9 protein-coding genes are annotated in these 12,069 nt (G+C 64.5%); 5 read left to right on the top strand and 4 right to left on the bottom strand.

Annotated elements, in window-relative coordinates:
* Positions 1-496, bottom strand: a 496-nt coding sequence (gene trhA / locus HCN50_RS12675; protein WP_171709951.1) for a PAQR family membrane homeostasis protein TrhA, incomplete at its 3' end; no start/stop codon positions are given.
* A 272-nt stretch (positions 497-768) separates the two neighbouring features.
* On the opposite strand from trhA, the gene HCN50_RS12670 reads away from it, so the two are divergent.
* Both HCN50_RS12670 and HCN50_RS12665 read left to right on the top strand, forming a co-directional pair.
* Positions 769-2,232: a YcjX family GTP-binding protein gene (locus HCN50_RS12670; protein ID WP_171709950.1), complete on the top strand. Its 1,464-nt coding sequence runs from the start codon at positions 769-771 to the stop codon at positions 2,230-2,232.
* Positions 2,229-3,260, top strand: coding sequence for a YcjF family protein (locus HCN50_RS12665; protein ID WP_171709949.1), 1,032 nt, complete (start codon positions 2,229-2,231; stop codon positions 3,258-3,260). The genes HCN50_RS12670 and HCN50_RS12665 overlap by 4 nt, the downstream gene beginning before the upstream one ends.
* 130 nt (positions 3,261-3,390) lie before the next feature.
* Here the strand turns inward: HCN50_RS12665 and HCN50_RS33075 are convergent, their stop codons facing one another.
* Both HCN50_RS33075 and HCN50_RS12655 read right to left on the bottom strand, forming a co-directional pair.
* Complete coding sequence (locus HCN50_RS33075; protein WP_210264880.1) at positions 3,391-3,780, bottom strand: hypothetical protein; 390 nt, start codon at positions 3,778-3,780, stop codon at positions 3,391-3,393.
* A 121-nt stretch (positions 3,781-3,901) separates the two neighbouring features.
* Positions 3,902-5,512, bottom strand: a complete 1,611-nt coding sequence (locus HCN50_RS12655) for a glycosyltransferase family 39 protein (RefSeq protein ID WP_171710012.1) — start codon at positions 5,510-5,512, stop codon at positions 3,902-3,904.
* Between the two features lie 254 nt (positions 5,513-5,766).
* Here HCN50_RS12655 and HCN50_RS12650 point away from each other — a divergent pair, with 254 nt between their 5' ends.
* Positions 5,767-7,497 carry an adenylate/guanylate cyclase domain-containing protein gene (locus HCN50_RS12650; RefSeq protein ID WP_171709948.1) on the top strand — a complete coding sequence of 577 codons (1,731 nt, stop codon included), beginning with the start codon at positions 5,767-5,769 and terminating at the stop codon, positions 7,495-7,497.
* A 285-nt stretch (positions 7,498-7,782) separates the two neighbouring features.
* Positions 7,783-7,983, top strand: a complete 201-nt coding sequence (locus HCN50_RS12645) for a cold-shock protein (RefSeq protein ID WP_057836919.1) — start codon at positions 7,783-7,785, stop codon at positions 7,981-7,983.
* Positions 7,984-8,126: 143 nt separating this feature from the next.
* On the opposite strand, the gene HCN50_RS12640 is transcribed toward HCN50_RS12645, so the two are convergent.
* A complete protein-coding gene (locus tag HCN50_RS12640; RefSeq protein WP_171709947.1) occupies positions 8,127-8,786 on the bottom strand; it encodes a hypothetical protein in 660 nt (219 codons plus the stop codon).
* Positions 8,787-9,035: 249 nt separating this feature from the next.
* On the opposite strand from HCN50_RS12640, the gene putA reads away from it, so the two are divergent.
* The gene (gene putA / locus HCN50_RS12635) at positions 9,036-12,041 is read left to right on the top strand and encodes a bifunctional proline dehydrogenase/L-glutamate gamma-semialdehyde dehydrogenase PutA (protein WP_171710011.1); all 3,006 of its coding nucleotides are present in this window, start codon (positions 9,036-9,038) and stop codon (positions 12,039-12,041) included.
* Positions 12,042-12,069 lie beyond the last annotated feature (28 nt).

The raw sequence follows: 12,069 nt of genomic DNA, 5'->3' as shown, positions 1-12,069 counted from the left end.
CGCCGCTCCAGCCCAAGGCGAGATAGAGCCCGACGGCCAACCGATCGTATCGCCCCGGCAGCGCCAGCTTCAGCACCACGCCGGCGATCGCAACGCACCACACGCCGATCAACAGCGCGATCGCGAGATGGCTCTCCCGGAGTTCCACAATGAACGGGGTATAGGTGGCGGCGATCAGGAGATAGATCGCCGAATGATCGAAGCGGCGCAGCACCCATTTGGCGCGCGACACCGGCCAGAGATTATAGATCGCCGACAACGTCAGCATCGCGAGCAGGCCTGCGACGTAGACCGACACCACGGTAATTTCGAACGCGCCGGCATAGACCGCCGTCAACACGATCAGCACGGTGGCGGCGATAAGTCCGAAACAGACGCCGACGATGTGGACGACACCATCGGCGATCAGCTCGGCGCGGTCGTAATTCCAATGCATGGCGTCAGCCGCCGCATGGATGGATGTCGAGGCGAATTGTTTCAGTTTGAAGATGGTCATGCAGGTCCGCGAGAAGCTGAGAGGGTGCGATTAGGACATAGGTCTTCCGAGGTCAACGAACCGTTCACGCCGCCGGCGTGAAGGCCGACGCCATGCGCTTGCGCTGATGATGCCAGTATCCCGTCGCCGTGGCATTTTCGTGCTGCCGGTAACCGCCAGATATCCCGGGGATTTCCCCTCGTCAGGCGATCACAAGCGCTTGATTTCGTGGCGTCAATCGCCACTTCTCCGGTAATTCCACACCAACGGCTCTCATCGAGTTTCTCGTCCGCATGGTCCCCAGTTTTTCAGATCTCGTCGAAGAAGCGCGCCTGTCGGCGCGAGCACTGCTGGATTACGGCGACAGCTTCTTCAATCCGACCGTGCGGCTCGGCGTCACCGGACTGTCACGCGCCGGCAAGACCGTGTTCATCACGGCGTTGATCCACGGCCTGACCCGCGGCGGCAGGTTTCCGGTGTTCGAGCCCTATGCCTCGGGACGCATCGCTGGCGCCCGGCTTGCGCCCCAGCCGGACGATGCGGTACCGCGCTTCGCCTATGAGAACCACGTCCGCACCCTGGTCGAGGAACGGCACTGGCCGAACTCGACCACGGACATCTCTGAATTGCGGCTCGTCATCGACTACCAGCGGCACAACGGCGCGGACCGCACGCTCACCGTCGACATCGTCGACTATCCCGGCGAATGGCTGCTCGACCTGCCGCTGCTCAACAAGAGTTTTGAGCAGTGGTCGGCGGAGAGCCTTGCGTTGTCCCGCGAGGGCCCGCGCGCCAAGCTGGCGAAACCCTGGCACGCGCACCTGGCGGCGCTGTCCCCCGAAAGCCGCGAGGATGAACAGGCGACGCTCGCCGCGGCCAGACTGTTCACCGACTATTTGCGCGCCTGCCGCGACGAACGGTTTGCAATGAGCCTGCTGCCGCCCGGGCGTTTCCTGATGCCGGGCAATCTCGCCGATACGCCGGCGCTGACGTTTGCGCCGCTCGACGTGGCGGTCGACGGCGCCGCTCCCGACGGCTCGCTGTGGGCGATGATGCGCCGGCGTTATGAGGCCTATAAGGACGTCGTGGTGCGCCCGTTCTTCCGTGATCATTTTGCCCGGCTTGACCGGCAGATCGTGCTGGTCGATGCGCTCGCCGCCTTCAATGCCGGCCCCGAGGCGCTGCACGATCTCGAAGCGGCGCTCGCAGGCATTCTCGATTGCTTCCGCGTCGGCCGCAGCACCATCCTGAGCAGCCTGTTTCGTCCGCGCATCGACCGGATCCTGTTTGCGGCCACCAAGGCCGATCACCTGCACCATTCCAGCCACGACCGGCTGGAAGCGGTGCTGCGGCGCGCGGTCGCCAAGGCGGCCGACCGTGCCGAATATGCCGGCGCCGCCATCGACGTCGTCGCGCTTGCCGCGGTGCGCGCGACGCGCGAGGCGATGGTGTCGCGCGGCCGGGACAAGCTGCCGTCGATCCTCGGCACGCCTGCGCCCGGCGAGACTGCCAATGGCGATACATTCGACGGCGAAACCGAAGTTGCGACCTTTCCGGGCGACCTGCCCGCCGATCCCGACGCGTTGTTCAAGGGGAGCTTTCGCGGGCTTTCCAGCACGCCATCCGAAAGTGCCGATTTCCGCTTCCTGCGTTTCCGGCCGCCGCTGCTGGAGCGCACCGCCAAGGAAGAGCCCGCGCTGCCTCACATCCGCCTCGACCGCGCCCTTCAGTTCCTGATTGGAGACCGACTGCAATGAGCGAGAAAACGCCGCATCGGCGGCCGGCGACGTTCAAGCTCGGCGATCCCAACGTGGTCGTAATCGACCAGGACGAAGCCGGCCGTCCTGCCCGCGGTACGGTGCAGATCACGCCGGAGCCGGATCCCGTGCTGCTGCCCGTGCCGATCGATGCACCGCTTGTCCCGACGCGCCGCGGCTTTCGCTGGGGCGGGCTGTTCTGGTCGGCCGTCGGCGGCCTGGTGCTGCTGGGTACGGGACTCGGCATCGTCAATCTGATCGAGGATCTGTTCGCGCGCAGCCAGACCTTCGGCTACGTCGCGTTTGTCTTTGCTGTCGCCGCCGGGCTGGCGCTGGCCGTCGTCATCGGCCGGGAGGCGTTCGGGCTGGCGCGGCTGGCGGCGATCGAGAAGCTGCATCAGCGCGCCATTGAGGTGCTGCGCAGCGACGACCGTGCCGAGAGCCGTGCCGTCGTCAGCGACCTGCTCAAGCTCGCGCATCAGAACCCGCAACTGGCGCGCGCCCGCGCCACGCTTGCCGGCCATGCCGACGACATCATCGACGGCGCCGACATGATCAAGCTCGCCGAGCGCGAATTGCTGGCGCCGCTGGATGAGGAAGCGCGCCGGCTCGTTTCAACGGCCGCGCAGCGCGTTTCGGTCGTGACCGCCGTCAGCCCGCGCGCGCTGATCGACGTCCTGTTTGTGTTCGTCGCCGCGATGCGCCTGATCCGGCAACTGGCGCGGCTCTATGGCGGCCGGCCGGGCACGCTCGGCATGATCAGCCTGTTGCGCCAGGTCATCGGCCATCTCGCGATCACCGGCGGCATAGCGGTCGGCGACAGCCTGGTGCAGCAGATGCTCGGCCACGGCATCGCCGCTAGGCTTTCGCAGCGGCTCGGCGAGGGCGTGCTCAATGGCCTGCTCACCGCAAGGCTCGGCCTAGCCGCGATCGACGTGACGCGCCCCTTGCCGTTCACGGCACTGCCGCGGCCCGCGCTCTCGGACCTGGCGAAGGACCTTTTAAGCAAGCGAGACGACGAGGCGTGAGCGTTCGTGGGGTGGGCAAAGGTGCGACAGCGCCGCGCCCACCATCTGTCAATCGAGCACGCTGCTTGATCGTAGGCACGCTGTCGCTTTGGCCGCCCTTCCACGTATGTCACTTGTCCGACGGGGCAAATCACTTCTGATTTTCAGAAATCGTGTCAAGCCCGCAAATCAAAAATATTCCGCTTTCGTTCGCACCCAAATCAGTCGCATAACTCCGCCCGTCTGACCGCAGATGAGGGGCGCTCGCGAACGTCACGAACGCGCGGTGGGATGCGATGGACGCGGATGGCGCGAGAGACGTTGCGCGCGGTAAGCGTACGGCGAAGTCGTGTGGTTCGGGCGCCGCGGTGCTGGCGTTAAGTCCTTTGAGAAGCGAAAGCTGCTCGGGGGCGACGGAGGCAATAAAGCCGTTCTCCGGGGAGAGCACGAAGTAAGCCGTAAAGCCATTGCGCAGGGAAGGCCGGAGTGTTTCCGCCGAACCTGTATGCTCGTGTGCATTTTCTTGATGCGCAAGCAGCACACGAGACCGCGGGTGCGGCGCGCACCCGGTCTTCCCTGCGCCCTCAGACTCGAAAGAGGGCGAACGAAGAAGCAAACCTCGGGCGAGATGCGTCGCGAGATCGTTGCATCATATTCAGTCGTCATCCCCGCGAAGGCGGGGATCCACTATTCCAGAGACAGCAGTGATTGAACCGAGAAGCCTCGGCGTACTGGATTCCCGCATGCGCGGGAATGACAGTCGAGTGTGCGGCGCGTGTCACGCCCCCACCCTGCGCCGTAGCCAGCACGCGCCAGCGAAACAGCGGGGAATCCGGTGGCGGCGAAAGCTCCGGCGTCCAGCCGGTGAGCTTCTCCAATGCATACGTATCCATCACCGTGCCGCGCCAGACGCGCTCGACGCGCTGCAGCGGCTCGCGCTTGGCACCTGTGAGATCCCACAGCGGCAGCCGATGGTCGGGTTCGCGGGCGACATAGAGGCCGGAATGACCCTTGATCAGGTTCATGCCCGGATCGCGAAAACCTTGATACCGTCCGCGCTCGTTGATCTGGACGACTGGCACCTGACCGTTGAAATACCAGCGCAGCATTGCGTAGGTGCGATAGTCCGATGTGGCGATCCAGCTCGCGCCGGTCTCTCGCAACTGCTCGCGGGCGCGCGCCACGACCTGTTCATACCCCGCCTCGCCTCCGACGGGATCGGTCCGGCCGATCAGATTCCAGGGCGCTGCCACGTAATAGAAGAACACGCAGACCACGAAGGCGATGCCGGAAATGACGGCTACCCTCGCCCACCGGAACGTCGATTTGACCATCCATTCCGCAAACCCCTCGCGCGGCAGCATGACGAGGTTGATGGCGGTTGCGGCAAAGCCGGCGGGCCACAGGAACATCGGCCAGGTGTCGCCGACCCGCAGCGTCAGCGACTTCCAGAGGAAATAGAGGAACGGCACCAGCACGGCGGTCGAGAGCAGGATCGCGACCGGCTCGCGCGTGCGATAGCCGCGCCAGGCCGTCAGCGCCACGCCGGACAGCACCACCGGCAGCAGCACGAAGCCGACGAGACCGAATTGCAGGCCGATGAATTCGCCGACCGTGCGGAGCGACAATTGATGGGTCGCGACCGCGCGCACGAACTGGAAACGGAACGAGGCCCAGTCGTGCTGCGCGTTCCAGACCAGGACCGGCGAAAACACGATCACTGCGATCAGCGCCGCTGCCCAAGGATACGGACTGAGCAGCCAGCGCCGCCGCCAGTCCGGCAGCAATGCAAATGCTGCGACCGCCGGCAGCAGCATGATCGCGGTGAATTTCGACAGCAGCGCCAGCCCTGCGAACAGCCCGGCCGCGAGCCACCAGCGCGGGTTGCCGCTCTCGTTGAGCCGCACCAGCGCCCACAGCATCGCGACCGCACAGGGGATCATCGCGGTATCGGGCGCGACCTTCGCCATCAGCAGCCCGTAATACAGCGCGGCCTCCGGCAACAGCAGGGCGAAAATGACAGCGCGTGCATCATGCGTCACGCGCCGGACGATGTCGGCGAGCAGGAGCTGCGTGACCAGCATGGCGACGATGCCGCCGAAGCGCACACCAACATTGGTATCGCCGAAAATCGCCGTGCCGAACCGGATCAGCCATGCGATGCCGGGCGGATGATCGAGGAAGGCGAACGCGCTCTCCTTCGACCAGGTCCAGTAATAGGCCTCGTCGGTGCGCAGCTCGAGCACGCCGGCATAGACCAGCCGCATCGCCATCAGCACTGCGATCAGCAGGATCACCGCAAGCCATGGCGGCGCGGCGGAACTGGCTTGGCTCTTATCGGGCGGGGCAATCGTCACGGCGCTTTCTCCTCGACCGCCCCTAGAGTGTCAACCTGCCGCAACGGGAAAAAGCTGGTCGTCGTCCCTGCGCCAAGTGCGCAATTGCGCACAAGGCAGGGGCGACGGGAGATGGTATTCATCGGCGGAATTACGCATTAATATTGCCCATTATTGACCCCATAGATCGCATGGCCACCGTCTCCCGAGAACGGATCACGACCTTGCTCCGCGGCATCAGCGCGCGGCAGGTCCGCCTTGTCAGCGGCGTCATACTGTTCGCCTATCTGGTCAGCCATTTCCTCAACCACGCGCTCGGCAACATCTCGCTGGAGGCGCTGGCAACCGGCGTCTATATCCACACCGCGTTCTGGCAATTCCTTCCTGTCACGATCCTGTTCTACACCGCCTGCCTGGTGCACACCGCGCTCGGCATCTGGGCGCTCTATGAGCGCCGGCAATTCCGCTGGAAGGCGATCGAGCCGCTGCAGCTTGCGCTCGGCCTCAGCATACCGATGCTGATCATTGCCCATGTCATCGGTATCAGGCTCGGCCAGACGCTGTTCGGACATGAAAGGCTCTATCCGCAGATCCTGTTCCTGTACTGGATCTGGGCGCCATGGCGGATCTGGATGATGCTCGCGGTGATGACCATCGCCTGGGTCCATGGCTGCATCGGACTGTACCTCTGGCTGCGCATGCGCGCGTTCTACAAGCGCGCCGCGCCGTACCTGCTCGCCGCGGCGGTGCTGATACCGACGCTGTCGATGCTCGGCTTCTACCAGAGCGGACGCATGGTCATCGAGCTCGACAGTGACGAATGGCGTGCGGAAACCCAGTCGGTGCGCCAGATCGGCACCCGCGCGGAAGCACGCGCGCTCGACCGCATCACCGATTATTTCCTGTTCGGCTATTTCGGCCTGATCGGCATCGCGCTGCTGGCACGCGGCGCCCGCGCGATCAATGAGCGCCGTCGCGGCATGATCAACCTCTCCTACGGCAATGGCCGCACGGTGCGCGTTCCCAAGGGTCTCAGCGTGCTCGAAGCCAGCCTGCGCAACAACGTGCCGCACGCCAGCGTCTGTGGCGGCCGGGCGCGCTGCTCGACCTGCCGCATCCGCATCATCGGCGACTGCAGCGATCTGCCAAGGCCGTCGCAGCGCGAGGCGTTCGTGCTTGGCCGGGTCGGCACCTCGGATCCCTCCATCCGTCTGGCCTGCCAGCTACGGCCCCCGTCCGACCTTTCCTTCTTCCAGCTCTTCCTGCCGCACACCTCCGCCGATGGTCACGAGTCGAACCCGACGCGCATCGGGCAGGAGCGTTACCTCGTCAGCCTGTTCGTCGACATGCGCGGCTCTACCCAATTGGCCGAAAAGCGCCTGCCGTTCGACACGGTGTTCATCGTCAACCGCTTCCTCGGCGCGGTGTCGCAGGCTGTGCTCGCGTGCGCCGGCATGCCGAACCAGTTCGTCGGCGACGGCATGCTGGCGCTGTTCGGGCTTTCCACCAGCCGGCAGGAAGCCTGCCGCCAGGCGTTGCGGGCGGCGGCGATGATTGCCGCCAATGTCGAGGAGTTGAACAGGTTTCTCGAACATGATCTGCGCGAGCCGATCCGCTTCGGCATCGGCATCAATGGCGGCGAGGTGATCGTCGGCGACATCGGCTACCGCGACCATATGGTGTTCACCGCGCTCGGCGATCCCGTCAACGTCGCGGCGCGATTGCAGGACATGACGAAGAGTCTTGCATGCGAGCTCGTCATCTCGGACGAAGTTCGCGAAACCGCGGGGCTCGACGCCGATGCGTTGCCGGTGCAGGAAGTCACGATCCGCGGACGCAACGAGCCGATGATCGTGCGTACCGTAACTGACGCGCGGACACTATCGGCTTTGATTAACGGCGAGCAAAGCGAAGCTGCGTGAAATCGCTCCGGCAATGATGGTTCAAAGCGCAGATATGGCGTCAATGCAGCGGGTCGATCGACCCGCCCAAAATTGGAATTGGCGGCCGCCTGGCCACGTCAAAATGGGCGCAAAACCGGCAAAACGACGGGAATCGGCTGGGAATGGGGGCATTTCCGCCAAAATGGCCGGTCCGTTTGCGCTATTCAGCCCGCCATAACCCGCGTATCCTGATGCTGCGGGCATGCCGGTTAGTGCGGGGACCGGCGGCTCGTTTATTTTGTTGATTCCGCGGAGACGACGTGAATGGCTAAAGGTACGGTAAAGTGGTTCAATCCGACCAAGGGTTATGGATTCATCCAGCCCTCGACAGGCGGCAAGGACGTGTTCGTTCATATTTCGGCAGTTGAGAAAGCTGGTCTTTCGACACTCAATGAAGGGCAGACCGTCGAGTACGAAGAGATCGCCAACCGCGGCAAGACTTCGGCCGAGAACCTCAAGGTTTAGCGCGAGCGCGCCATCGGCGACGGCACGCTCTCGGACTGAAATCCGGGAGCAGGGCTAAAAAATCTTAGAAACTGTGAGCGTTCGGCGAAGCGGGCATCGCTTCTGCACGCACGATGGCTAGATCGTTGCGCGAAACCGGCCGCTCAATCTTCTGTAACCCACCTCTCGACCGTCATCACATCCGGTGGCTGCAGATAGCCGCGCGGCCAGAGATCGACGACCCATTCCATCTTGGTGGCGCGATCGACCAGCACGGCGGTGTTGTGCGGCGTCTGCAACACCAGCGTATTGCCGCGATAGCGCGGATCGCCGATTGCATGATGCTTCAACAGGCCCCATTCCTGCAGCACCAGCAACAGGCTGGTGGTATTTCGTGTGGTGTCCCAGCAATCGTAATTATGCTTGTCGTCGAAGTAGCGGAAATCTGCCTTCGCCACGCGCTTGTCGGTGCCGAGGATCGGTCCCATGCGACGGTCGAACCAGACCACCACCTTTTGCACGGCGGCGCGTTCAGCCGCAGCCGAAGCGCGCCCCGCTGCCATGATCTGAGTCAGCGTCCTTCGATCGGCGTCGGTGAATTCAAGAACCTCGCGGCGGCGGCAGACGAAGCCGTAGCATACCGTCATGGACCTGGCGGTCGGCGGATTGATCGACACCGACTCGTAGAGATAGCTGACGGCGGCGCTCAGCCCGGTGGCCCTCGCCGCCGGGGAGCCGACCATCGCGGCAAGGAACACGCCAAGAACGGCCGCGAAACGGTTCCGCGTGCGGCTTCCCCATATAGGCACAGCGGCGTCTCTCATCTATCCCTGCGAAGTTCCCAAGCGGCGGCGTGCGTGACGATTAGCGCGGCTCCCTCGGGCTGCCAACCGGCAAGCCCGCGATCTGCGGCTCGCACCGTGGAATTTCGTCCCGCTGTGTTCCCGGTGCGCCAGTCGACGCCCCCCGGCGCTGACGGCCGGGCGTTCCGATAGCGCAATCCGAAGGATTGCGCCCTGTTCCGGCAATCCCGGCCCCGGTAAGCTGGCCACAGCCCAGAGAATCCCATGCTGATTCCCTCGTCGCCCCCTCCGTCCTTCAGCGCGCCCTACGCGCCCGATGATCGCGCCATGGCCACCCGTCTGCTCCAGGCAGCGCGGCTGGATGCGGTACAGGAGGCACGGATTGACCGCACGGCGACGGCGCTGATCGACGCGATCAGGGCCAATGACGATCCGCTCGGCGGCGTCGAGGACATGCTGCGCGAGTTCGCGTTGTCCACCAAGGAAGGTCTGGCGCTGATGGTGCTGGCGGAGGCGCTGCTGCGGGTTCCGGATGCCCGTACCGCGGACCAGTTCATCGAGGATAAGCTGGCCCAGGGCGACTTCGTTCATCACGAGACAAAGTCGAGCGCCTTCCTGGTCAATGCCTCGGCCTGGGCGCTTGGCATGTCGGCCCGCGTGATCCAGCCGGGCGAGACGCCGCAGGGCACCATCGGACGACTGACCAAGCGGCTCGGCGCACCGGCCGTGCGGACGGCGACGCGGCAGGCGATGCGGCTGATGGGCAACCATTTCGTGCTCGGCGAGACCATTGAAGCGGCGCTATCGCGGGCGCAGCCATATTCCTCTCGCCACCGGCGCTACTCCTTCGACATGCTTGGCGAAGGCGCCCGGACGGCCGATGACGCCACGCGCTATTTCAATTCCTATTCGAGCGCGATCGAGGCAATCGGCCGCATCGCCGGCGATCATCCCCTGCCCGACCGGCCCGGCATTTCAGTCAAGCTCTCGGCACTGCATCCGCGCTTCGAGGCGGTGAGCCATGCGCGGGTGATGAACGAGTTGGTCCCGCGCCTGATCGATCTCGCAAGGCAAGCCAAATCCTACGACCTCAACTTCACCGTCGATGCTGAGGAAGCGGACCGGCTGGAATTGTCGCTCGACGTGATTGCGGCAGCGCTCGGCGATCCCTCACTGGCGGGCTGGAACGGATTTGGCCTCGCGATCCAGGCCTATCAGAAGCGCGCTGCCGACGTGATAGATTACGTCGATCGTCTCGCACGCAGCCTCGACCGCAACCTGATGGTGCGGCTGGTCAAGGGCGCCTATTGGGACACCGAGATCAAGCGGGCGCAAGAACGCGGGCTCGACGGCTATCCCGTGTTCACCCGCAAGGCGATGACGGATCTGAACTACCTCGCCTGCGCGCAGCAATTGCTGGCGATGCGGCCGCGGCTATTTCCGCAATTCGCCACCCACAATGCACTGACAGTCGCGACCATCCTCGAACTGGCAACGGACCAGCACGGATTCGAATTCCAGCGCCTGCACGGCATGGGCGAAGCACTCTATGTGAAGCTCGGTGAAGACCGTCCCGACATCGCCCATCGCACCTATGCGCCGGTCGGTAGCCACCGCGACCTCCTCGCCTATCTGGTGCGGCGACTATTAGAGAACGGCGCCAATTCGTCCTTTGTTGCGCTCGCCGCCGACGAGACGGTGCCCGTGTCGCAATTGTTGCGGCGACCGGCTGACATCATCGGCCGTGCCGACGATGCCAGCCATCCAAACATTCCGTTGCCGCGCGATCTCTACGGACCGAAGCGAAAAAATTCCCGCGGAATTGAGCTCGGCGAACGCGCGGCACTGGCGCAGCTCGTCTCAGACATTGCTGCGGCACGATTGCCAGTGGCGGGGAGCGTGGCCGATGCAACCGAGAGCGAGGCCAATGCCGCGATCATGGCTGCGCGCGCCGGCTTCAAGCATTGGGCTGCAACGTCCGCCGAGATACGCGCTACCGTGCTGGAGAAGGCCGCCGATCTGCTGGAGGCGCGCGCCGCATACTACATCGCGCTACTGCAACGCGAGGGCGGCAAGACATTGGACGATTCGATCTCGGAGGTCCGCGAGGCCGTCGACTTCTGCCGCTATTATGCGGCTCGGGGACGCGAACTGTTCGGCGAAGGCAAGGCAATGCCGGGGCCGACGGGCGAGAGCAATCTGCTCCGTCTGCGCGGCCGTGGCGTCTTCGTTGCGATCTCGCCGTGGAATTTTCCGCTGGCGATCTTCCTGGGCCAGGTCACCGCGGCCTTAATGGCAGGCAATGCGGCCGTCGCAAAGCCGGCCGAGCAGACGCCGCTGATTGCGGCCGAGGCCGTACGCCTGCTGCATGAAGCCGGCGTGCCGACGTCAGCACTGCATCTCGTCGCCGGGGACGGCCGGATCGGCGGCGTGCTGGTGACACATCCCGATATTGCCGGCGTCGTCTTCACCGGTTCAACCGAAGTCGCGCGGACGATCAACCGCGCGCTCGCCGCCAAGGATGGGCCGATCGTGCCGCTGATCGCCGAGACCGGTGGCATCAATGCTATGATCGTCGATGCCACCGCCCTGCCCGAACAGGTCGCCGACGATGTCGTGACTTCGGCGTTCCGCTCCGCCGGCCAGCGCTGCTCGGCGCTGCGGCTGTTGTTCCTGCAGGACGACGTCGCAGACCGCATGATCGAGATGATTGCCGGCGCAGCGCGCGAACTCGTCATCGGCGATCCCTCCGATCCGGCCACCCATATCGGTCCTGTGATCGACGCCGAGGCCAAGCAGCGGCTCGATGCGCATATCGAACGCATGAAGAACGAAGCCCGGGTGCACTTTGCAGGTAACGCACCACAGGGCAACTATGTCGCGCCGCATATTTTCGAACTGTCCAACGCCGACCAGCTCACGGAAGAGATCTTCGGCCCCGTGCTGCACGTGGTGCGTTACCGCGCCGATCGGTTCGATCAGGTGTTGCAATCGATCGAGCGCACCGGCTATGGGCTGACGCTCGGCATCCATTCACGGATCGAGGATACGGTGGAGGATACGATCGAGCGGCTTCAGGTCGGCAACATCTATGTCAACCGCAATATGATCGGCGCGGTCGTCGGCGTGCAACCGTTCGGCGGCCATGGACTGTCGGGCACCGGGCCCAAGGCCGGCGGGCCGCACTATCTGGCGCGCTTTGCGACCGAGCAGACGGTGACCGTCAATACCGCTGCGGCCGGCGGAAATGCAGCGCTGATGTCGGGCGGGGAGTAGTTGCATCACCCTGCAAGATGCGCCAAAT

This window comes from Bradyrhizobium archetypum (assembly GCF_013114835.1).
GTDB lineage: Bacteria > Pseudomonadota > Alphaproteobacteria > Rhizobiales > Xanthobacteraceae > Bradyrhizobium > Bradyrhizobium archetypum.
Note: the sequence above shows the minus strand (reverse complement) of the source record. Positions and strands in the feature narration are given on the sequence as shown.

What these genes read in the sequence shown, in the direction of transcription:
- HCN50_RS12670 (WP_171709950.1), top strand. Translation starts at nt 769, where the DNA reads ATGGTCCCCAGTTTTTCAGATCTCGTCGAAGAAGCGCGCCTGTCGGCG.
- HCN50_RS12665 (WP_171709949.1), top strand. Translation starts at nt 2,229, where the DNA reads ATGAGCGAGAAAACGCCGCATCGGCGGCCGGCGACGTTCAAGCTCGGC.
- HCN50_RS12655 (WP_171710012.1), bottom strand. Translation starts at nt 5,512, where the DNA reads ATGGCGATGCGGCTGGTCTATGCCGGCGTGCTCGAGCTGCGCACCGAC.
- HCN50_RS12650 (WP_171709948.1), top strand. Translation starts at nt 5,767, where the DNA reads ATGGCCACCGTCTCCCGAGAACGGATCACGACCTTGCTCCGCGGCATC.
- HCN50_RS12645 (WP_057836919.1), top strand. Translation starts at nt 7,783, where the DNA reads ATGGCTAAAGGTACGGTAAAGTGGTTCAATCCGACCAAGGGTTATGGA.
- HCN50_RS12640 (WP_171709947.1), bottom strand. Translation starts at nt 8,786, where the DNA reads ATGAGAGACGCCGCTGTGCCTATATGGGGAAGCCGCACGCGGAACCGT.